The sequence below is a fragment of the Gibbsiella quercinecans genome (genome assembly GCF_002291425.1).
Classification (GTDB): Bacteria; Pseudomonadota; Gammaproteobacteria; order Enterobacterales; family Enterobacteriaceae; genus Gibbsiella; species Gibbsiella quercinecans.
The window spans coordinates 1,703,479-1,724,801 of the sequence record NZ_CP014136.1 but is presented as its reverse complement, the minus strand read 5'-3'; the positions used below and the strand labels follow the sequence as shown (position 1 = coordinate 1,724,801).

22 protein-coding genes are annotated in these 21,323 nt (G+C 60.0%); 16 read left to right on the top strand and 6 right to left on the bottom strand.

Going from position 1 to position 21,323, the window contains the following annotated elements:
• The first annotated feature begins 114 nt into the window (after positions 1 to 114).
• Both ACN28Q_RS08005 and ACN28Q_RS08000 read left to right on the top strand, forming a co-directional pair.
• Positions 115 to 1,752, top strand: a complete 1,638-nt coding sequence (locus tag ACN28Q_RS08005; protein WP_095845863.1) for an ATP-binding protein — start codon at positions 115 to 117, stop codon at positions 1,750 to 1,752.
• The gene (locus tag ACN28Q_RS08000) at positions 1,742 to 2,440 is read left to right on the top strand and encodes a response regulator (RefSeq protein ID WP_095845862.1); all 699 of its coding nucleotides are present in this window, start codon (positions 1,742 to 1,744) and stop codon (positions 2,438 to 2,440) included. The genes ACN28Q_RS08005 and ACN28Q_RS08000 overlap by 11 nt, the downstream gene beginning before the upstream one ends.
• A 75-nt stretch (positions 2,441 to 2,515) precedes the next feature.
• On the opposite strand, the gene ACN28Q_RS07995 is transcribed toward ACN28Q_RS08000, so the two are convergent.
• On the bottom strand, positions 2,516 to 3,976 hold the full coding sequence (locus ACN28Q_RS07995) for an NCS1 family nucleobase:cation symporter-1 (protein ID WP_095845861.1): 1,461 nt from the start codon (positions 3,974 to 3,976) through the stop codon (positions 2,516 to 2,518).
• A 164-nt stretch (positions 3,977 to 4,140) separates the two neighbouring features.
• Between ACN28Q_RS07995 and ACN28Q_RS07990 the strand changes: the two genes are divergently transcribed.
• From ACN28Q_RS07990 to ACN28Q_RS07975, 4 genes are all read left to right on the top strand, one after another.
• The gene (locus ACN28Q_RS07990) at positions 4,141 to 4,857 is read left to right on the top strand and encodes a GntR family transcriptional regulator (RefSeq protein ID WP_413541199.1); all 717 of its coding nucleotides are present in this window, start codon (positions 4,141 to 4,143) and stop codon (positions 4,855 to 4,857) included.
• Positions 4,854 to 5,597, top strand: a complete 744-nt coding sequence (locus ACN28Q_RS07985; protein ID WP_095845859.1) for an aspartate/glutamate racemase family protein — start codon at positions 4,854 to 4,856, stop codon at positions 5,595 to 5,597. Before ACN28Q_RS07990 ends, ACN28Q_RS07985 begins: the two co-directional genes overlap by 4 nt.
• 18 nt (positions 5,598 to 5,615) lie before the next feature.
• The gene (gene puuE / locus ACN28Q_RS07980) at positions 5,616 to 6,557 is read left to right on the top strand and encodes an allantoinase PuuE (protein WP_095845858.1); all 942 of its coding nucleotides are present in this window, start codon (positions 5,616 to 5,618) and stop codon (positions 6,555 to 6,557) included.
• A 77-nt stretch (positions 6,558 to 6,634) separates the two neighbouring features.
• A complete protein-coding gene (locus tag ACN28Q_RS07975) occupies positions 6,635 to 7,513 on the top strand; it encodes a siderophore-interacting protein (protein ID WP_095845857.1) in 879 nt (292 codons plus the stop codon).
• Between the two features lie 7 nt (positions 7,514 to 7,520).
• Here ACN28Q_RS07975 and hpxZ read toward each other — a convergent pair whose 3' ends face one another.
• The 4 genes from hpxZ to ACN28Q_RS07955 all read right to left on the bottom strand — a co-directional run bounded on the left by hpxZ (position 7,521) and on the right by ACN28Q_RS07955 (position 11,146).
• Entirely contained in the window at positions 7,521 to 7,904 is a 384-nt protein-coding gene (gene hpxZ / locus ACN28Q_RS07970) for an oxalurate catabolism protein HpxZ (RefSeq protein WP_095845856.1), read from the bottom strand.
• A 3-nt stretch (positions 7,905 to 7,907) separates the two neighbouring features.
• Entirely contained in the window at positions 7,908 to 9,308 is a 1,401-nt protein-coding gene (locus tag ACN28Q_RS07965) for an AtzE family amidohydrolase (RefSeq protein WP_095845855.1), read from the bottom strand.
• Complete coding sequence (gene hpxX / locus ACN28Q_RS07960) at positions 9,305 to 9,496, bottom strand: oxalurate catabolism protein HpxX (RefSeq protein WP_095848959.1); 192 nt, start codon at positions 9,494 to 9,496, stop codon at positions 9,305 to 9,307. The genes ACN28Q_RS07965 and hpxX overlap by 4 nt, the downstream gene beginning before the upstream one ends.
• A 63-nt stretch (positions 9,497 to 9,559) precedes the next feature.
• On the bottom strand, positions 9,560 to 11,146 hold the full coding sequence (locus ACN28Q_RS07955; RefSeq protein ID WP_095848958.1) for a gamma-glutamyltransferase family protein: 1,587 nt from the start codon (positions 11,144 to 11,146) through the stop codon (positions 9,560 to 9,562).
• A gap of 129 nt (positions 11,147 to 11,275) precedes the next feature.
• Here ACN28Q_RS07955 and ACN28Q_RS07950 point away from each other — a divergent pair, with 129 nt between their 5' ends.
• The 10 genes from ACN28Q_RS07950 to ACN28Q_RS07905 all read left to right on the top strand — a co-directional run bounded on the left by ACN28Q_RS07950 (position 11,276) and on the right by ACN28Q_RS07905 (position 20,001).
• A complete protein-coding gene (locus ACN28Q_RS07950) occupies positions 11,276 to 12,115 on the top strand; it encodes a MurR/RpiR family transcriptional regulator (RefSeq protein ID WP_095845854.1) in 840 nt (279 codons plus the stop codon).
• 218 nt (positions 12,116 to 12,333) lie between these two features.
• On the top strand, positions 12,334 to 13,125 hold the full coding sequence (locus ACN28Q_RS07945; protein WP_095845853.1) for a transporter substrate-binding domain-containing protein: 792 nt from the start codon (positions 12,334 to 12,336) through the stop codon (positions 13,123 to 13,125).
• 12 nt (positions 13,126 to 13,137) lie between these two features.
• Positions 13,138 to 13,803 carry an amino acid ABC transporter permease gene (locus tag ACN28Q_RS07940; RefSeq protein WP_095845852.1) on the top strand — a complete coding sequence of 222 codons (666 nt, stop codon included), beginning with the start codon at positions 13,138 to 13,140 and terminating at the stop codon, positions 13,801 to 13,803.
• A 2-nt stretch (positions 13,804 to 13,805) separates the two neighbouring features.
• Positions 13,806 to 14,459 (top strand): amino acid ABC transporter permease, encoded by a 654-nt coding sequence (locus ACN28Q_RS07935; protein ID WP_095845851.1) that lies wholly within the window; start codon positions 13,806 to 13,808, stop codon positions 14,457 to 14,459.
• Complete coding sequence (locus ACN28Q_RS07930) at positions 14,440 to 15,183, top strand: amino acid ABC transporter ATP-binding protein (RefSeq protein WP_095845850.1); 744 nt, start codon at positions 14,440 to 14,442, stop codon at positions 15,181 to 15,183. The genes ACN28Q_RS07935 and ACN28Q_RS07930 overlap by 20 nt, the downstream gene beginning before the upstream one ends.
• Before the next feature lie 46 nt (positions 15,184 to 15,229).
• On the top strand, positions 15,230 to 16,471 hold the full coding sequence (locus ACN28Q_RS07925) for a pyridoxal-phosphate-dependent aminotransferase family protein (RefSeq protein WP_095845849.1): 1,242 nt from the start codon (positions 15,230 to 15,232) through the stop codon (positions 16,469 to 16,471).
• Positions 16,471 to 17,730 carry an allantoate amidohydrolase gene (gene hpxK / locus ACN28Q_RS07920; protein WP_095845848.1) on the top strand — a complete coding sequence of 420 codons (1,260 nt, stop codon included), beginning with the start codon at positions 16,471 to 16,473 and terminating at the stop codon, positions 17,728 to 17,730. Before ACN28Q_RS07925 ends, hpxK begins: the two co-directional genes overlap by 1 nt.
• The gene (gene uraD / locus ACN28Q_RS07915) at positions 17,727 to 18,227 is read left to right on the top strand and encodes a 2-oxo-4-hydroxy-4-carboxy-5-ureidoimidazoline decarboxylase (RefSeq protein ID WP_095845847.1); all 501 of its coding nucleotides are present in this window, start codon (positions 17,727 to 17,729) and stop codon (positions 18,225 to 18,227) included. The genes hpxK and uraD overlap by 4 nt, the downstream gene beginning before the upstream one ends.
• A complete protein-coding gene (gene uraH, locus ACN28Q_RS07910) occupies positions 18,220 to 18,555 on the top strand; it encodes a hydroxyisourate hydrolase (protein WP_095845846.1) in 336 nt (111 codons plus the stop codon). Before uraD ends, uraH begins: the two co-directional genes overlap by 8 nt.
• A gap of 93 nt (positions 18,556 to 18,648) precedes the next feature.
• Positions 18,649 to 20,001: a nucleobase:cation symporter-2 family protein gene (locus ACN28Q_RS07905; RefSeq protein ID WP_095845845.1), complete on the top strand. Its 1,353-nt coding sequence runs from the start codon at positions 18,649 to 18,651 to the stop codon at positions 19,999 to 20,001.
• 187 nt (positions 20,002 to 20,188) lie between these two features.
• Here ACN28Q_RS07905 and ACN28Q_RS07900 read toward each other — a convergent pair whose 3' ends face one another.
• Positions 20,189 to 21,067: a formylglycine-generating enzyme family protein gene (locus tag ACN28Q_RS07900; protein WP_095845844.1), complete on the bottom strand. Its 879-nt coding sequence runs from the start codon at positions 21,065 to 21,067 to the stop codon at positions 20,189 to 20,191.
• Between the last annotated feature and the right edge of the window lie 256 nt (positions 21,068 to 21,323).

Genomic DNA, 21,323 nt, shown 5'->3' with positions numbered 1-21,323 from the left:
GCGTTTTTCGCGTCAACACCGGCTGTGCAAGGGATCACAAGTTTCCAGCAAACTGCGCGCGCGGGTGAGAAAAGATGGTACATTGGCGCATTGTTGGCTGCCGTGCGTAAGGTCATGAAAATATCTTTTCAAATAAAACTATTTATTTCTCTGGTGCTTTTTTTATCCGGCCTTTTCGTCTTGCTGGGCGTTTATTATTACAAGGATGTTGGCCGGCAGCTATACCAGGAAATGAGCGCAAGAGCAAAAATACAGGCGGAGGAAATAGCGATTATCCCCAATTTGCGCCAGGCGGTTGCGGCAAAAGATATTCCGGCGATCACGCAATTTATGCATAAATTGGCTGCTCACAGCGATGCCAGCTTTATTGTTATCGGTGATAATCAAGGCATGCATTTATTTCATTCCGTCCATGCGGATGTCGTCGGGAAAACGCTGATTGGCGGCGACAACGAAGAGGTATTGCAGGGGAAAAGCATCACCACCATCCGTAAAGGTGGGTTAGGCATTTCACTGCGCAGCAAAGCGCCGATTTTTGACGATAACGGGCGCGTGGTGGGCATTGTTTCGGTAGGGTATCTGACCAGCTATCTCGACAACATTACGTTTGGCAAAGTGATCGACATTTTTATCGCGGCGGTGTTGCTGCTGGCGGCGCTGTTCATTTTTTCCTGGTTTTTTACCCGCAGCATCAAAAAGCAGATCTTCTCGCTGGAGCCGCGCGAAATCGGCCTGCTGGTGCGCCAGCAAAAAGCGATGATGGAGTCGATCTACGAAGGGGTGATTGCCATCGACGGTGAATCGCGTATTGAAGTGATTAACCAGGCCGCGCGCAAACTGTTGGGGTTAAGCCAGCCCACGCGCGCGCTGCGTGGGCTGACAATCGGCGAGGTGATTGTGCCGGTGCCGTTCTTCGTCCATGACGTGATGCTGGAAAAGGACACTCACGATGAGATTTGCTGCTTCAACCAGTTGACGGTGATTGCCAGCCGGGTACGCATTATGCTGGAAGATAAGTTGCAGGGCTGGGTGATCACCTTTCGCGATCGCAATGAAATCGACACCCTTAGCGCGCAGTTGAGCCAGGTAAAACGCTACGTCAATAACCTGCGCATCATGCGCCACGAGCAGCTCAACCGGATGACCACGCTTTCGGGGTTGCTGCATATGGAGCGCTACGACGAAGCGGTGCGATATATTCAGGCGCAGTCGGAACATGCGCAGGAGCTGCTCGACTTTATCTCGTCGCGTTTTCGCTCGCCGACGCTGTGCGGGCTGCTGTTGGGGAAAGCCGCGCGCGCTGGCGAAAAGGGCGTTGAACTGGCCTTTGATCCTGCATGCCGAATGGATCGCGCCTGCCGCCTGCTGGGCGAGGCCGAGCTGATTTCGATCATCGGTAATCTGCTGGACAACGCCATCGAAGCGACGCAGCGCGCCGTGCTGCCGCACGAGCCGGTGGAAGTGCTGATTCTGCTCAATGAGCGGGAATTGATTATTGAAGTGGCGGATCGCGGGGTGGGAATCGATCCGTCTATCCGTGAACATATTTTTGAGCGCGGAATGACCACCAAACGCAGCGGCGATCACGGTATCGGCCTGTATCTGATCGCCAGCTATGTCACGCAGTCGGGCGGTTCGATTGAGGTTTCCGCCAACATGCCGCGCGGCACGGTTTTTTCTTTGTTTATTCCTGAAACGGGCAACGTCTTGCGTCCCGTATCGACCCTGGAAGATCAGAATTATGCAACATGAACTGATAGACGTGCTGATAATCGAAGATGAACACGCGCTTGCGCAGCTTCATGCAGAGCTGATCGGCAAACATCCGCGCTTGCGGCTGGTGGGGATCGCTTCGTCATTGGCGGAAGCGAAGGTGTTGCTGGACAGGATGCAGCCGAAACTGGTTTTGCTCGATAATTATCTGCCGGATGGCAAGGGCATTACGTTGATTAACGATAGGCAGATTATCTGCGCCAACTGTTCGGTAATTTTTATCACCGCCGCCAGCGATATGGATACCTGCAGCCAGGCGATACGCAACGGCGCCTTCGACTATATTCTTAAACCGGTATCGTGGAAGCGGTTGGGCCAATCGTTGGAGCGTTTTGTGCAGTTCGTCGAACAGCAGCGCGTGTGGAAAATCGTCGATCAGCAAAACGTCGATTCGCTCTATCAGTTGCAGGCGAAGAACTACCGCCAGGATAACGGCAGCAAAGGGATTGAAGAGAATACGCTGGCGCTGATACAAAAACTGTTTGCCGATGAGGCCGGGCGCTGTTTTTCCGTCGATGACGTCGTCAGCGAAACGGGCTTAAGTAAAACCACCACCCGTCGTTATCTGGAACATAGTGTAGAAGCTGGTTTTCTGGTGGTCGAAATGCAGTACGGGAAAATTGGCCATCCCCGGCGGATGTACCGCCGGGTAAATGGCCACGGATAATGGCGGCGAGGTGGGACACCGCCTAGCGTCGTACTGCCGGCAAGGCGAAAGAGGCCAACCACCACGCCGCTGCAGTTACTCCTTGCTCATTTCTGTGGTCATCAATAATCTGCCGTGGTTTGCGGCAGACTCCTGGCGCGCTATATAGCGGTAGCAGCCGCCCCCCAGCAACACGCCGATAAACCAGCTGAAGTTCGCTACGTCATGCAGCCCTGGCGTGAAGCTGATCGCCAGGCCGATCGCCACCGACGGCAGCAGCGCCATAATCGCCTTGGGGTTAAAGCCGTTGCGATACCAGTAACGGCCGCTCGGCGTGGCGTTGAACAGATCGTCAACGTGGATGTTGCTGCGTTTAATCAGGTAGAAATCGACGACCAGGATGCCGAACAGCGGCCCGATGAACGCGCCGAGCACATCCAGCGTGTAGTGGATCAGCTCTGGGGAGTGGAACAGGTTCCACGGCGTCAGCAGCACGGAACCGACCGCCGCGATCATACCGCCGGCGCGGAAGCTGATTTTTTGCGGTGAACAGTTGGAGAAGTCAAAGGCGGGTGAAACAAAGTTCGCCACAATGTTGATGCCGATCGTCGCGGTGATCATGGTCAGCAGGCCAATCGCCACCGCGACGCCGTTGCCGACGCGCGTGGCGGTTTCGATGGGATCGGTAATCATCTGGCCGAACAGCGACTGCGTGCCGGAAACGATCACCACGGTCACGATGGAAAACAGCAGGAAGTTGAACGGCAGCCCCCAGCGGTTGCCGCGCCGGATTTCCCGCATGCTTTTGCCATAGCGGGCAAAATCGCCAAAGTTCAGCAGCGGGCCGGAGAAGTAAGACACTACCAGCGCCGTTGCGGTCACCATCTGCCAGCCTTGCTCCGCAGGCGAAAGGGATTTGCTTGCCAGGGTGAACGAAATATTGTCCAGCCCCGTCTTGTATACAATCCAGCCGGCCAGGGCGAGCATCACCACATACACCGCGGGGCCGGCAATATCGATAAAGCGCTTAATCGCATTCATCCCGTGCCAGAACACCATGGCCTGCAGCAACCACATGATGCCAAAGCAGATCCATCCCAGCGCCGAAAGCCCGAGCCAATGGGGCTGCGTCAGGGGATTGAGCGCCGGGAAAAACTTCAGCAGCACCAGCATCAGCGCATGGGCGGCCAGATAGGTCTGGATACCGTACCAGGCAAAGGCGATCAGCCCGCGGATCACCGCCGGGATATTGGCGCCGAACACGCCAAAGGATTGCCGGCAAATCACGGCGTACGGCACGCCGGCAATCTGGCTGGGCTTGGCGACCAGGTTGGCGCACAGCTGCACGATGCAAATGCCCACCAGCAGGCAAATCAGCACCTGCCAACTGGCCAGGCCAAGGGCAAAGAAGCTGGCGGCCACTACGTATCCTCCCATGCTGTGTACATCCGACATCCAGAAAGAAAAGATGTTGTACCAGCTCCAGTTCTGATCGCGCGTTGGCGCCAGGTCTTTGTTGCACAGCTTCGGGCTGTAATTGGTATTCGGGATTGGCATAAATCGTGCTCCTCTCAAGCATGTACCCAGATGTTGATTGGTGTTTCTGACCCACAGGGTTGAGAGGTCTTTTGCACGAATCAGGCCATATTTTCGATTTTTGTATACAATTAAATTATTTCTTGTATACGATTTACTTATTCAACCTGACACGGAGCAGCATGATGATCGGCGCCAAAGCCACCTACTTTACTGAAGATAAAGACGATCACATTTACAATGCGCTGGTGAAAGCGATAGTGGAGCACCGGCTGTTGCCGGGCAATAAACTGCCGGAAGAGGCGCTGGCGGAAACCTTTGGCGTGAGCCGCACCGGTATCCGCCGGGTATTGCAGCGCCTTGCCGCAGTGCAATTGGTGACGCAATTGCCCAAGCGTGGTGCACAGGTTGCCACGCCGGGCGAAGCAGAAGCGCGCGACGTGTTTACCACGCGCAAGATGCTGGAATGCGCCAACCTGCCGCAGATCGTGGCGAACTGCCGGGCTGAGCATTTGCTGATGATCGAGACGATCGTGGCGCAGGAAAAGCAGGCGCATCAGGATCAGGACGGCGCGGCGGCGATTCGCCTGTCGGCCGCGTTCCACGTGCAGTTACAGGCCATCGCCGGCAACGGCGTGCTCACCGAGACGGTCTCTCAACTGACGCTGCGCTCCTCGCTGGCGATTGCCGCCTACGGTACCCCGTGGCAGCAGGGCTGCCGCTGCCACGATCACAGCGATCTGCTGGCGTTGCTACGTGCCGGCGATACCTCCGGCCTGGCGGCGCAGATGGCGCATCACTTCGATGATATCGTCGCCAGCCTGCGCTTCACGCACGACATGGACGGCACGCCGGACTTCGCCAGCATCTTTGCCGCCAGCCAGCCGCAGGATGCGCTATGAACGCCCCCTGCGTGATCCAGGTGATCAACCCCAACACCAGCCCGGAAATGACCGAAACCATCGGCGCGGCCGCCCGTGCCGTCGCCGTACCCGGCACCGAGATCCTCGCAGTGTGTTCAGCGCACGGGGCGCCTTCCATTGAAGGGCATTTTGACGAAGCGATCGCCACGATCGGCGTGCTGCAACAGGTGAAAGCGGGGCGTGAGGCCGGCGTTCAGGGCCATATCATCGCCTGTTTCGGCGATCCGGGCCTGCTGGCGGCGCGGGAATTGGCGAGCGCGCCGGTGGTGGGCATTGCCGAAGCCGCGATGCATACGGCGACGCTGCTGGCTACACGGTTTTCCATCGTGACTACGCTGCCGCGCACCTTGATCATCGCGCGCCATTTGCTGCACCAGTACGGCTTTGAGCGCCACTGCGCCGCGCTGCACGCTATCGATCTGCCGGTGCTGGCGCTGGAAGACGGCAGCGGCCTGGCGCAGCAGCGGGTACGTGAACAGTGCCTGCAGGTAAAACAGCGCGACGGCAGCGGGGCGATCGTGCTGGGCTGCGGCGGCATGGCTACCCTGGCGCGGGAACTGACGCAGGAGCTGGGGATGCCGGTGATCGACGGCGTCAGCGCCGCGGTGAAAATGATCGAATCGTTGCACGGCCTGGGCTTGCAAACCAGTAAACATGGCGATCTGGACTACCCGTTAACCAAGCCGTTATCCGGGATGTTTGGCCGTTTTAATTCGTAATCTGAATGGGAATTATCGATGAGTGACTATGCGTTTAATCAAGACTATCCCCGCGATCTTATCGGTTATGGCGGGCAACCGCCGCACGCGGGCTGGCCGGGACAGGCGCGCGTCGCGGTGCAGTTTGTGCTCAATTATGAAGAGGGTTCGGAAAACAACGTGTTGCACGGCGACGCCGGTTCCGAACAGTTTCTTTCCGATATCATCGGCGCGGCCAGCTACCCGGCGCGCCATATGTCGATGGATTCACTGTACGAGTATGGCTCGCGCGCGGGCTTTTGGCGGATCCACCAGGAGTTCCAGCGCCGCGGCTTGCCGCTGACCATCTTTGGCGTGGCGATGGCGCTGGCGCGCAACCCGCGGGTGGTGCAGGCGATCAAAGACGCCGATTACGATGTGGTTAGCCACGGCTGGCGTTGGATCCACTACCAGGATATTGATGAAGCCACCGAACGCCAGCACCTGCAGCAGGCGATCGCCGTGCATAGCGAGCTGTTCGGCAAGCCGCCGTTGGGTTGGTATACCGGGCGCGATAGCCCCAATACCCGGCGGCTGGTGGTTGAACAGGGGGGCTTCCTGTACGACAGCGATTACTATGGCGACGATCTGCCGTTCTGGACCGAAGTGGCATGCGCCAACGGTGAAAAGAAACCGCACCTGATTGTGCCCTACACCCTGGAAGCGAACGACATGCGCTTTGCTTCCCCGCAGGGCTTTAATACCGCCGAGCAGTTCTTTACCTACCTGAAAGACAGCTTCGATGTGCTGTATCAGGAAGGCGAAGACGCGCCGAAGATGCTGTCGATCGGCATGCACTGCCGCCTGCTGGGGCGCCCCGGCAAGTTCCGCGCCTTGCAGCGCTTCCTGGATTACATTCAGCAGCACGATCGCGTTTGGATCTGCCGCCGCCAGGATATTGCTGAACATTGGTTGCAGCACCATCCCTATCCCGGTTGTTAAGCCGGGTTGGGGGGACTTTCCCGGGCGGCGGAAGTCGCCTACTATGGCAACGTACTGATCCCAGGAGAGTCGCTAAGATGGCCGCCAGCTACCGTATTTTTGATATTACTCTGAAGCAGAAAGTGCGTATTTCGCCTTCGCTGGTACGTTGCGTATTCAGCGGGCCGCAGGTGCACCAGATGAAGCTCGAGGCGCCGGATCAGCGCATCAAGCTGCTGTTCCCCGCCGAAGACGGCCAACGTTCACGGCTGGAAAACAGCGACGACTGGTATCGCCGTTATATGGCGTTGCCGAAAGCGCAGCGGCCGATCATGCGCACCTATACCCTGCGCGGGTTGCGCCAGGCGCAGCAGGAGCTGGACGTTGAGTTCGTGCTGCACGGCGTGAATGGCCCGGCTTCGGCATGGGCCACCCACGCTGAAGCCGGCGCCACGCTGCAGGTGGTGGCGCCAGATGCGGAATTTGCCGGCGATAGCGGCGGCTATGAGTGGGTGCCGCCAGCACACCTGCAACAGGCGCTACTGATTGCCGATGAAACGGCGTTGCCGGCGGCGATGGGCATCCTTGAACAGTTGGCGCAGCAGGCTAACCCGCCGCGGGTGCAGGCGTTTTTCGAAGTGCCGGCCAGCGGCGATTGCATCAGCGTGGCGCAGTTCCCGTTTGCCGAGGTTCACTGGCTGCCGCGCGATGGCGGTTCGCCGCAGCGGCACGGGGCGCAATTGCTTGATGCGGTGCGTAGGCACGTGGAAATACCGGCGACTGCGCGCGCCGCCGCCCAGTCGCTGGCGGAAAACAGCCTGGGAGGCGATCTATTGTGGGAGCGCGCCGCCGGCGGGAACGGTTTTTACGCCTGGGTGGCGGCGGAATCCTCCACCGTGAAGGCGCTGCGCCGTTATCTGATCGCAGAATGCGATCTTGATCGCGACGCAGTGAACTTTATGGCCTATTGGTGCTGACGGCAGTCTAGCCCATCAGGCTGACGTGGGCTGCCACGATGCGCCAGCCGCACGGCAGCTTCACCCAGGTTTGCATCTGCCGGCCAATGCGATCGCTGCCTTCACGGCGGAATTCCGTGCTGGCCACCGCCATGTCATCGCCGTAGGTGGTGATGACGGTGTTTTCCAACTGGCGATCCAGCCCTTTTGAAGGGCGCTTGAGGCGGAAATCACGGATCTGCTCGATACCGTACAGGTTCTCCGTCGCGCCGTAGCGCACGGTGCGGCTATCGTGCCAGAACAGCTCATCAAGCACTTCCACATCGTTGCCGATCAGTGCCTGCTCGTAGCGGTAAAAGGCGGCGTTGACCTCTGCCAGCACCGCCGGGCGATCGATATATTCACTTTTCATTATTCAGTCCTGTTTCCCCGGTAAAACACATTGGGCTACGCCGCGCTGTTCCAGCGCATGGGCCGCTCGCAACGCCAAATCTTCGCGCCACGGCGGGGCGATCAACTGCAGGCCGATCGGCAGGCCGCCGGCCGTTTTCAGCGGCACCGTCACCACCGGCAGGCCGAGGAATGAAATCGGCTGGGTCAGCATGCCCATGCTGGCGCGGGTGGGTAAATCGGTATGATTGATGCGCATGCTCTCCTGGCCGATCGTCGTGGCGCAGCACGGTGTTGCGGGCGCGATCAGGATATCCCATTGCGTGAACAGCGGCAGCGTCTGCTGCTGGAAATGATTACGGAAACGCTGCGCCTGCACATACCAGGCCCCTGGCAGCATCGCTCCGGCCAGCAGGCGCTCGCGCGAGTTGGGCTCAAAGCGCGCCGGTTCGCTGCGCAGCAGCGGCAAATAATGATTACCGCCCTCCGACGCACTAAGGATAAACGCCGCCGAACGCGCCAGCTCGGCCAGCGGCAGTTCGACTTCTTCTGAAGCTTCCAGCGCCTGCGCCACTTGGCGCACGGCCGCTTTGGCATCATCATCGCACCACTGCTGGAAATAGCCGCCCAACACCGCACAGCGCAGCCCCTGCTGGCCGCGTGGCAGCAGTGATTCGGTTTGGGTGATGGGTTTGTCCGCCTGGAAGCGATCTTCGATATCGGTGCCTTGCATCACGTCATAGACAGCCGCCAGATCGCGCACCCGGCGGGCCATCGGGCCGACATGATCGAGGCTGGCGACAAACGGCTGGCTGCCGCTGCGCGACAGGCGGCCAAAGGTGGGTTTGAGCCCGAAGATGCCGCACAGCGAAGAGGGCACGCGGATGGAGCCGTTGGTGTCGCTGCCGAGCGCGAAGTTAACCAACCCGGCCGCCACCGCCGCGGCTGAACCGCCGGAGGAACCGCCGGCGACGCGCGTGGTGTCGTGCGGGTTGTGGGTGGCGCCGTAATGGCTGTTTTCCGTGGTGAAACCATAGGCATAGGCATCCATATTCAGCATGCCGGAGAGCATGGCGCCTTGCGCGGCCAGGCGGGCAACCACCCAAGCGTCGCGCTTGGCCGCCGGGCGATCGCTAAACAGGCTGGCGCCGGCCAGGGTGGTTTCGCCGGTGACGTCGAACAGGTTTTTCACCGCGTAGGGGATCGCGGCCAATGCCGGCAGCGGTTGGCCGTTGGCACGGCTGTGATCCAGATGATCGGCTTCGCTTAGCATTCGCTCGCGGGTAATGTGCGTGTAGGCATTAAGCGCCGGGTTTTGCGCATCGATCTGGTCTAGTGTCTGCTGGGCGATCTCACGGGCAGAAATGGCGCCTTGCTTGAGCGCACTGCGGATCTCGGCGATCGACAGCTCACTGAGTGGGTTCATGCGCGATACACTCCTGCGATTTCCAAACGTTGATCCAGCGGGAAGGCCATCAGCGGTTCGGCCATGGCCGCAATGCGGTTGAATTGCACCAGTAACTCTGCGCGGCGCGCATCGTCCAGCTCCAGCGCCAGGATGGTTTCCATCTGGCGGATGTAGGCGGCCCAGTCGGCAGCCGGTATGTTGTTCATGGTGTTTTCCCCGATAAATGTGTGAAACAAGCCTACGCCCCTCCGGCTTGAGGGGCGCAGCGGCTAGAAGCCGGCGGCGCTGCCGTTGCTGCGCGGATCGAACGCGCCTTCCAGCATGCCATTCGTGTGGCGCACAATGGCGCCGGCATGGCCGACGGCCTCGCTGAAGTCCGGCAGCAGTTCGACTTCATGGCCGCGTTGGCGCAGGTAGTCGATGGTTTCGGCGCTAAAGCGGCGCTCCAGCTTCAGCGAGTCGGAGCTTTCGCCCCAGGTTCGGCCAAGCAGCCAGCGTGGGTTGCTGATGGCCTGTTGTAAGGGTAGCCCCTGAACCACATGGCGGATAAACACCGCCGCCTGGGTTTGCGGTTGGCCGTCGCCGCCCATGGAGCCGTAAACCAGGGTGCGGCCGTCATACAGGCGTGCGGCGGCCGGGTTGAGCGTGTGGAAAGGCTGCTTGCCGGGCGCCAACGCCAGCAGGTGGTTGGCATCCAGGCTGAACGACGCGCCGCGGTTTTGCCACAGCACTCCGCTGTTGGGCAGCACAACGCCGCTGCCGAATTCGTGATAGATGCTCTGGATGAACGACACCGCCAACCCGCTGCTGTCCATCACGCCCATCCATACGGTATCGCCTGGCCCTTTGCCCTGGCCCCAGGCGGCGGCGTGCTCGCCGTCGATCTGTTTTGCCAGTTCATCCAGATAGCCCGGTTCGAGCAGCGCCTGCGGATCTTGGGTCATCTCGCGCGGATCGGTGATGTAGCGATCGCGCAGGCCAAAGGCCAGTTTGGTGGCTTCTACTATCCCGTGGATCGTGGCGCCGTCGTCCTTGCCTTCCAGCGCCAGGCGGTCGGCTAGGCCGAGGATCGCCAGCGACACCAGCCCCTGGGTAGGCGGCGTGAGATTAAACACTTCGCCTTTCTGGTGCTGCAAGCGCAGCGGCGTGCGCCGGCGCGGGCGATAGTCTGCCAGATCCTGCGCGGTGAGCGGCATCCCGAGCTTCGCCATATCCGCCGCCATGCATTCGGCCAGCCGGCCGCGGTAGAAGCTATCCAGCCCCTCTTCGGAAAGTGCAATCAGGGTTTCCGCCAGCAGCGGCTGGCAGAAACGCTGCCCGCAGTGCGGGATCTCGCCTTTAGGCAGGTAGGTGCGGGCAAATTCGTCCAGGTTCGCCAGCTCGTGGTATTTGCTGCGGGTGGCCGCCTCCTGCGAGGCGGTGACCGGAATACCGTCCGCCGCATAGCGAATGGCATCGGCCAACAGGCGCGGCAGGGGCAGCTGTTCCCCACCCAGCTCCGCCGAGAATGCCAGGGCTTCCTGCCAGCCGCCGACGGTGCCGGCAACGGTCAGCGCCGCCTTCGGCCCGCGGTGGGGGATGCGGCTTTCGCCGGCGTAGAAATCCAGCGTAGCCAGGGAGCCGGCCGCGCCGCTGGCATCGATAGCCACCGGATCGCCCTGCGGCGGTACGATCAGCCAAAAGCCGTCACCGCCCAGGCTATTCATGTGCGGGTAGACCACCGCAATGGTCGCGGCTGCCGCCACCATGGCTTCAATCGCGTTGCCGCCTTCGCGCAGCACGGCCAGTGCGCTTTCGCTGGCCAGGTGGTGAGGGGTGACCGCCATGCCTAATGGTGCGGTATTACTGTTAATCATGAGTAAGCCTTTATTATGGTCTGCATCAATCAATAAGTTAAGCAAGAGACGTTCCAGATTTGCAGGCTGGCGGAATCTTATTTGGCTGTGCTATGTTCCGCTGAAACAAATGTTACAGCAGGAGTAGCAATGAAGCAGATTGATGAACGCCTGCGTAGTGAGTATCCGCAACTGACGCCGCAGGAACAACGGGTGGCGGATTTTATCTTCGATCACTTTGACGATCTGATCAGCTACAACAGTGCGGAGCTGGCGCGGTTGAGCGGGGTTTCCAAGGCCACCGTCAGCCGGCTGTTTAAACGGCTGGGTTACCCCAGCTACCGCGCTATGCGCGACGAACTGCGCACGCTGCGCCAAAGCGGTATGCCGCTGACCGACAACCGCGATGCGGTGCAGGGCAATACGCTATTGGCGCGCCATTACAAGCAGGAAATGGCGAATCTGACCCACTGGGTGAACCAGATCGATGCCCAGCAGTTTACGGCGGTGATCGGCAAACTGGCGCAGGCCGGGCGGGTTGTGCTGATGGGCTTTCGCAATAGCTATCCGGTGGCGATGCACCTGCGCCAGCAACTGCTGCAGGTGCGTGAAAACGTACTGCTGGTGCCGCAGCCGGGCCAGACGCTGGCGGAAGAGCTGGTGGATCTTTCCGGGCGCGACATGGTGGTTCTGGTGGCGTTCCGCCGCCGGCCGCGGCTGCTGCGGGCATTGCTCACGCAGTTGCAGATTCAGCAGGTGCCGACGCTGTTGATCTGCGAGCCGCAGGCGCAGGCGTTGATACCGCTGGCGACATGGCACTTGCCGGCGCCGTTGGACAGCGTCTCCGCTTTTGACAGCTACTCTTGCGCCATGAGCCTGGCAAACCTGCTCAGCAATGCCTTGCTGCATGAGTCGCTGGTGCTCGGCAGGCAGCGTATTTACCAGATTGCGGATTTGTACAGCGATCTGGACGAACTGGAGCACCGCTAGCGAAGCGCTGTATTGGTGCTTTTGCACTGTATTGGTGCTTTACTTTCCGCTTTTTTCCCTTCTTCCCGCCGCGCCCCGGCGGGGAACATTCCCGCGTAAAACGTTAACCCCTCGGGGTTAAAGCAGATTATTAACTCCCGCCTGCTTTGGCACATTAGTTGCAGTGAAATGAATCAAAGAATCTTTTGTTTCATCATCTCACCATTGGGGATACATTTATGAGCATTAAAAAAACACTGGTTGCAGCATTGGGGGCGGTGGTGCTGTTGGCACAGGCCGCCACGGCGATGGCGGATCAACTGCAGGATATCCAGCAACGCGGTGTTTTGCGTGTGGCGGTACCGCAGGATTTCCCGCCGTTTGGCTCGGTGGGCACGGATCTGCAGCCGCAGGGTTATGACATCGATATGGCGCACTACCTGGCCGATAAAATGAAACTTAAGTTGCAACTGGTGCCAGTAACCAGCGCCAACCGGGTGCCTTATCTGCAAACCAATAAAGTGGATCTGGTGATCTCAAGCCTGGGCAAAAACCCGGAGCGTGAAAAGACCATCGCCTTTAGCCGCGCCTATGCGCCGTTCTTCCTGGGCGTTTTCGGGCCGAAAGACGATGCCCTGAATGACGTTGCCGGGTTGGACGGCAAAACGGTGGGGGTGACGCGCGGTGCGGTGGAAGACATGGTGCTGAGCGATAGCGCGCCGAAGGGCGCCCAGATCAAACGCTACGAAGACAACAACACCACGCTGTCGGCCTATTTGTCCGGGCAGGTGCAGTATGTGGCGACCGGTAACCTGGTGGTGAGCGCCATTGCGCGCCAGAACCCGGCCAAGGCGCCGGTTGCCAAGTTCATGCTGAAGGATTCACCGTGCTATGTCGGCCTGCGCTTGGGCGAACCGGCGCTGCAAGCCAAAGTGAATGAACTGATTGAGCAGGCCCTGAAGGACAACACGCTCAATGGCCTGTCGGAAAAATGGCTGAAGGCGCCGTTGCCGGCCGATCTTGGCGCATAACGGGAGAGCCTGATGACCTATCAGCTGAATTTTCCCGCACTGTGGCCGTTCATGCCCGAACTGTTGGCGGGTTTGCTGACCACCATTGAGCTGACGGCCATGGCCACCATCATGGGAGTGGCGCTGGGGATTTGCGGTGCGGCAATCCGCAGCGGGAAAACCAACCTGTTAAGCCGTATCTGGGGTATTTACGTCGAGGTGGTGCGCAATACGCCGTTCGTCGTGCAACTGTTTTTTATCGTGTTCGGTTTGCCGAGCCTGGGCTGGAAACTGACCGCCGGCCAGGCGGCGCTGTTGGCGATGGTGATTAATCTCGGTGCCTACAGCACCGAGATCATCCGCGCCGGCATCCAGGTTACGCCGAAAGGCCAATGGGAAGCCGGCCGGGTGCTGGGGCTGACGCGCGGCCAGATATTCCTGCGCGTGGTGCTGCCGCCGGCGCTACAGCGTATTTATCCGGCGCTGGTGAGCCAGTGCATCATCGTGATGCTCGGTTCCTCGGTGGTTTCACAGGTGGCGTTTGAAGAACTGACCTTTGCCGCCAACCTGATTCAGTCGCGCACCTTCCTCAGTTTTGAGGTGTATCTGGTGACGACGCTGTTTTATCTGTTGCTTTCGGTGCTGATGCGCCAGCTGCTGCTGGCCGCCGGTAAACGCTTTTTGGGGAGCCAGGCCTGATGATGACATTCACCGACTGGGATATCGTGCGCAATTTGCTGCTGGCAGCGCGCTGGACGTTGCTGCTTTCGCTGACCGCATTCTTCGGCGGCACGCTGGTCACGCTCCCTTTGCTGTTGCTGCGGTTGAGCAAGCGCCGTTGGGCGCTGGGTTTTGTGCGCATGTATGCCGAGCTGTTTCAGGGCACGCCGCTGCTGATGCAACTGTTCCTGGCGTTTTTCGGGTTGGCGCTGTTCGGCATTGACGTCAGCCCATGGGCCGCCGCCGCGCTGGCGCTGACGCTGTTCACCAGCGCATTTCTGGTGGACATCTGGTCCGGCAGCATTGCCGCCTTGCCGAAGGGGCAGTGGGAAGCCTGCCGTTGCCTGGGGCTGAGCTTCGGCCAAACGATGTGGCGGGTGATTGTGCCGCAGGCGGTGCGCATCGCTATCGCCCCGACGGTCGGTTTTTCGGTGCAGGTGATCAAGGGCACCGCGCTGGCGTCGATTATCGGCTTCATTGAGCTGACCAAGGCCGGAACCATGCTGAACAACGTGACCTACCAGCCGTTTAAAGTGTTTGGCCTGGTTGCGCTGGGCTACTTCCTGATGTGTTACCCGCTGTCGCGCTACAGCCACTACCTGGAGAAAAAATTCCATGCCGCTCATCACAATTAATCAGGTTCAAAAATATTACGGCCAGAACCATGTGCTGAAAGGCGTGGATCTGGATATCGACATGGGCGAAGTGATCTCGATCATCGGCCGCAGCGGCTCGGGGAAAAGCACCCTGCTGCGCTGCATCAACGGCCTGGAAGGCTATCAGGAAGGCAGTATCAAGCTGGGCGGCATGACGATCACCGATCGTGATTCGCAGGCGCGCGAGATTAGCCGCTCCATCGGCATGGTGTTCCAGAACTTCAACCTGTTCCCGCACATGACCGCGCTGGAAAACGTAATGCTGGCGCCGCGCCGGGTGTTAAAGAAAAGCCCGGCGGAGTGCCGTGAACTGGCGGAAGAGATGCTGAACAAAGTGGGCCTGGGGGAGCGGATGGATTATGCGCCGGCCAATTTGTCCGGCGGCCAGCAGCAGCGCGTGGCGATCGCCCGGGCGCTGGCCATGAACCCCAAGGTACTGCTGTGCGATGAAATTACCTCGGCGCTTGATCCCGAACTGGTCGGCGAAGTGCTGAAAGTGCTCGAACAACTGGCCGCCGAAGGCATGACGCTGATTTTGGTAACGCATGAAATGAACTTTGCCCGCGAAGTGGGCGACCGGGTGGTGTTTATGCACCAGGGCAAAGTGTGGGAGCAGGGCGAAAGCCGCCAGGTGTTCGCCAATCCGCAAACCCAGGAGCTGAAGCAGTTCATCGCCTCCGTTCGTGGGCTGTCGGAAGCCTGAAATAAGACAACAAGATAATAACTTATTAAGCTCGCAAGGAAATAACATGTTAGATATCAGCAAATTCGATCAGATAAACCCACCGCAACGCCTGCTGATGGGCCCTGGCCCAATCAACGCCGATCCGCGCGTGCTGCGTGCCATGTCGAGCCAGCTGATTGGCCAGTACGATCCGGCGATGACCGGTTACATGAACCAGGTGATGGAACTGTACCGGGCGCTTTTTCGCACGGAAAACCGCTGGACCATGCTGGTGGACGGCACGTCCCGTTCCGGCATTGAAGCGGTGCTGGTTTCCGCTATCCGCCCCGGCGATAAGGTGCTGGTGCCGGTGTTCGGCCGCTTTGGCCACCTGCTGTGTGAAATCGCCCGCCGCTGCCGCGCTGAAGTGCACACCATTGAAGCGCCGTGGGGCGAAGTGTTCAGCGCCGATCAGATTGAAGATGCGATTAAAACGGTGCGCCCGCGCCTGCTGTTGACGGTGCAGGGCGATACGTCAACCACCATGCTGCAGCCGCTTAACCAGCTCGGCGAGATTTGCCGCCGCCACGGCGTGCTGTTTTATACCGACGCCACCGCTTCGTTCGCCGGCAACCCGCTGGAAACCGACGCCTGGGGGCTGGACGCCGTATCGGCCGGGTTGCAAAAGTGCCTGGGCGGCCCGTCCGGCAGTTCCCCGATTACCCTTAGCCCGCGCTTTGAAGAGATTGTTTGCCGCCGCAAATGCGTGGAAGAAGGGATCCGCACCGCCGATCATGCCAACGGCGAAGAAGAGATGATCTATTCCAACTACTTCGATCTGGGCATGATCATGGATTACTGGGGGCCGGAGCGCCTTAACCACCATACGGAAGCCACCAGCATGTTATTCGCTGCCCGCGAATGCGCCCGGGTGATCCTGGAAGAAGGGTTGGACAACACCATTGAACGCCATCGCCTGCATGGCGCCGCAATGCTGGCCGGCATTCAGGGCATGGGGCTGGCGGTGTTCGGCGATCTGGACAACCGGATGAACAACGTGCTCGGCGTGGTGATCCCGCAGGGCATACACGGCGAGCAGGTGCGCCAGATGATGCTGAACGATTTCGCCATCGAGATTGGCACCTCGTTCGGCCCGCTGCAGGGCAAAATCTGGCGCATCGGCACCATGGGCTACAACGCGCGCAAAGACTGTGTGCTGCAAACGCTGGCGGCGCTGGAAGCGGTATTGAACCGCCTGGGCTTCGTGAGCAAGCAGGGCGAGGCGTTGCAGGCGGCCTGGAACACCTATAGCGCAGGGGGCTGCTGATGGCGACATTGTTGTCGGCCCAGGCGGCGGAGCAGGCCGCGGCGCGCGTGCTGGCGCGCTGCGACGCGCTGGCGGCAATCAGCAGTACGCCGGGCCAACTGACGCGGGTATACCTTTCGCCCGAACACCTGCGCGCCAACCAACGAGTGGGCGACTGGATGCGCGCGTTGGGCATGACGGTCTGGCAGGACAGCGTCGGCAATATCTGCGGCCGTTATGAAGGGCAAACCCCGGGCGCGCCGGCGTTGCTGTTGGGATCGCATCTGGATACGGTGCGCAATGCCGGGCGCTACGACGGCATGCTGGGCGTGCTGACCGCGCTGGAAGTGGTGGCGCATTTGCATGCCCAGCGGCGCCGCCTGCCGGTGGCGATAGAGGTGATTGGCTTTGCCGACGAAGAAGGCACCCGCTTTGGCATTACCTTGCTCGGCAGCAAAGGCATCACCGGCCAATGGCCGGCAGACTGGCTGCAGCGCACTGACGCCGACGGTATCACCGTGGCGCAGGCGCTGCGCGACGCTGGGTTGGATCCTGATGCCATTGGCGAAGCGAAACGCGCCAAAGAGGCCTTTTGCGCCTATCTGGAACTGCATATCGAACAGGGGCCGTGCCTGGAAGCCGCCGGCCTGGCGCTGGGGGTGGTGACGGCGATTAACGGCGCGCGCCGCCTGAACTGCACCTTTACCGGCGAAGCCGGCCATGCCGGCACCGTGCCGATGGGCCAGCGCCGCGATGCGCTGGCGGCGGCGGCCGAGTGGATGGTGGCGGTGGAAAATCTCACCCGCAGCAGCGATCCACACCTGGTGGCGACCGTCGGCTGCATCGAAGCCGTGCCTGGCGCGGTGAACGTCATTCCTGGCCAGGTCACGCTGTCGCTTGACGTGCGTGGCCCGCAGGACGGCCCGCTGGCGCAACTGTTGGCCGGGCTGCTGGAGCAGGCGCAGGCGATCGCCGCCCGCCGCGGTGTGCACTTCGCCAGCGAGGAGTTTTACCGCATTGACGCCACTGCCTGCGACGCCGATCTACAACGGCGCTGGCATGACGGGGTGATACAGGTGCAGGGGCAAAGCCCGGCGCTGCCAAGCGGGGCCGGCCACGATGCGATCGCGGTGTCCGCACAGTGGCCGGTGGGGATGCTGTTTGTGCGCTGCGATCGCGGCATCAGCCACCACCCGGATGAATCCGTCACCCAGGCGGACGTGGCGCTGGCTATTCAGGCGTATTGCCAGACGGTGGCAAGTTGGGGGGATAACGCATGAGGTTACAACAGTTTAACCAACTGCCGGCGCCAGAAGCCGCGCGCCTGCTGCGCCCGTGTGTGGATATCGCCCGTTGGATCGACGCGGTGATCGCCGCCCGGCCGTTTGACAGTGTGGCGGCCGCACTGGCCTTTGGCCAACAGGCGGCGCTCGACTGGCAGCCGGAAGAAGTGGCGGTGGCGCTGGCGGCGCACCCGCGCATCGGCGAACGTGCCAACGGCCAGGGGCAGGCGGCACAGTTTTCCCGGCGTGAGCAGGCGGCAGTGAATAGCCGGGATGCGGAGCTGGCGCAGGCCCTGCTGGACGGCAATCTGCGCTACGAAACCCGCTTTGGCCAGGTATTCCTGATCCGCGCCGCCGGGCGCGACGGGCAAACCATCCTGCGTGAGCTTGAGCGCCGGTTGCAAAACAGCCCCGAGCAGGAGCAGCAGGAAACCGCCGAGCAACTGCGTGAAATCGTATCGCTGCGTTTTAAGGAGCTATTAAGCCATGAGTAATATCAGCACCCATATTCTTGATACCTCCGTCGGCAAGCCGGCGGCCGGCGTGCGCGTTTGGCTGGAGCGGCTGGAAAACCAGCAGTGGCGGGTGGTCGCGGAAAGCCACTCTGACGCCGACGGCCGCGTGCGTGATCTGACGCCGGAGGGCCTGGCCGGCGGGCGCTATCGCCTGAATGCCGATCTGGGCGGCTATTTCGCCCAAAGCCAACGGCAAACCCTGTACGTGACGGCAATTATCGATTTTGCCATTGAGGATGCGCAACAGCATTACCATCTGCCGCTGTTGGTCAGCCCGTACTCATACTCAACGTACCGGGGCAGTTAAGCGCCTTAGCGATCGCGCAATACCGCGCAACCATCGGGCGGGGTTCCCCGCCCGATGACATGACATCTCGATGACCCAGTTAGCGGGGGAATTATGGCTCTATCGCAAGAGAGGGGCGCGGCCGCGTGCCGCCCGGAAGACGAACAACTGCCGCTGGGTAAAACCTTTGCCTACGGTTTGCAGCATATTTTGACGATGTATGGCGGCATTATCACGCCGCCCCTGATTATCGGTTCGGCCGCTGGGCTGAGCGCGCCGCAAATCGGCATGTTGGTGACGGCGGCTCTGTTTGTCAGCGGGCTGGCCACGTTATTGCAAACTCTGGGGATGCCGCACTTTGGTTCGCGCTTGCCACTGGTGCAAGGGGTTTCTTTCGCCGGCGTGGCGACGATGGTCACGATTGTCAACGGTGGCGGCGGCCTGCCGGCGGTGTTTGGCGCGGTGATCGCGGCTTCGTTGATCGGGTTGCTGATCGCGCCGTTCTTTTCGCAGATTATCCGCTTCTTTCCCCCGGTGGTGACCGGTACGGTGGTGACGGTGATTGGCCTGTCGCTGATGCCGGTGGCCATTCGCTGGGCGATGGGCGGCAATGCCAAGGCGCCGGACTGGGGCTCGACGGGGAATATCGGCCTGGCGGCGGCGACGCTGGCGGTGATCCTGCTGTTGAACAAGGTCGGTTCACCAGCATTGAAACGCCTGGCGGTGCTGTTGGCGATGGCGGCCGGTTGTGCGGCGGCGGCGTTAATGGGCAAGGTGGATTTCTCAGCGGTGGGCAGCGGGCCTTGGCTGGCGATACCGGCGCCCTTCGCCTTCGGCTGGCCGACCTTTGAGCTGAGTGCGATTCTTTCCATGCTGCTGATTGTTCTGGTGCTGTTGACCGAAACCACCGCCGGGCTGATTGCGGTAGGGGAGATCGTCGGTTCACCGGTGGGTTCGCGCCGCATCGCCAACGGCCTGCGCGCTGATATGCTTTCCAGCGCGCTGTCGCCGGTGTTCAATTCGTTTCCGCAAAGCTCGTTTGCCCAGAATATCGGGCTGGTGGCGCTCACTGGCGTGAAAAGCCGCTTTGTGGTCAGCGCCGGCGGTGCGATCCTGGTGGTGCTCGGCGTGCTGCCGATATTGGGCACGATAATGGCCTGTATCCCCTTGCCGGTGCTGGGGGGCGCTGGGGTGGTGCTGTTCGGTTCGGTGGCCGCCAGCGGCATTCGCACCCTGGCGAAGGTGGAATACAAGGACAACATGAACCTGGTGGTGGTGGCGACGGCGATTGCCTTCGGCATGATCCCCATCGTGATGCCGACGTTTTACGATCAGTTCCCGTACTGGGTGCGCACCCTGCTGCACTCCGGCATCAGCGCCTCATGCCTGGCGGCACTGCTACTGAACGTATTGTTCAACCAGGTGGAAGCCGAAGACAAAAGCGCCATCGGTGACGAGGCTTCATGAATCACAAGGGGCGGCAAAGGCGCCGCCCCCTTGAATTTATTGATAAAACCGCCAATCGTTAATGAGATATTCGGGTCACCCATACAGAGAGGCCGTTAGGCGGCTTACGACGCTATGCCTTTCCCGATTACCACGTTTCATCAACCGTATGAAAAAATTATAAAAATGTAATTTTCTTTTTAATCAATCAATGTGTTGTCGGGCTGTTCTCAACGCAGCGGAACCCTGTTGTCCGTGACGGGGGGCCATACACAGTATCCGGTTTTTTGCTTCCACGAGTTATCGTATAACCTTCTCCTGCATCATTGGGTATCCCTCTGACGATTCTCCTATCGCCATTGTCGGGCCCTTGCGGATCTTTTTCAGGGGAATGGCTGTAATAATCTGCTGCATACCAGTCTTTTATCCAGTCGGTCCCATTTCCCTGCATGTCATACAAACCAAGAGGATTTGGGGCATAGCTCCCGACAGGGCGGTTTTTCGCTGAGGGCGCGATGTTACGGGCCTTGTCATTTTCGTAGTGGTATCGATTATCGCTGTTACCAAAAATCCGAAACTGGCCCCGACTGCGTGCGGCATATTCCCACTGTGCTTCTGTCGGCAGGTCAATATGCCGATGGCTGACCTGTCCCAGCCACAGGCAGTATGCGCGGGCATCATTCCAACTGGCAGAGGCCGGATAATTGTCACCAAGAGCTTCCCGGCCACTTTTCCACGTATATTTACTATCGCGAGTATTCTTGTAGAAATTAGTCAGATCCCTCCCCTCAATCGTCAGCCAACGATTAAACTCGTCCCAGGTCACCCGATATCGACTGATGCGAAAATCAGACAGTTCAACCCAGTGCAGTGGCTTGTTGTCTGTATCCGCACTGAAAGGCAGTTTTTCACCAATAAGAGGGCCAAAGTCTCCCATCTGAAAACGACCGCCTTTCACCGCCACCATGTTATCCAGTGCGGTGCTAACCAGCGCATCCTGTTCTGCTTTTAGCTTTTGTTCGTCCCGGCAGCCACATAGCGCCAGCATTATCAGGGCCCCCGCCAGGCCATAATGTATCCGCGTCATGATTTACCTCCGTGCATGGAAGCAACCAGCTGCGTACAACTATAGAGATATATCGGCAGAACTTCTTTCAGTGGCAGGGTGGACATATTGATATGGCCGGGGGGAATGGCCGGGGTTTCCGGCAGGTATCGATAGGCTCCGCTCATTACCGTATAGCATCTGTTGCCCTTCGGTATAATCCTCTTTTTCATGTCAAAATCCCTTTGTTTTGCGCTAGTCGGCAGCTTATGCCGCTATGCCTTTCCCGATTACCACA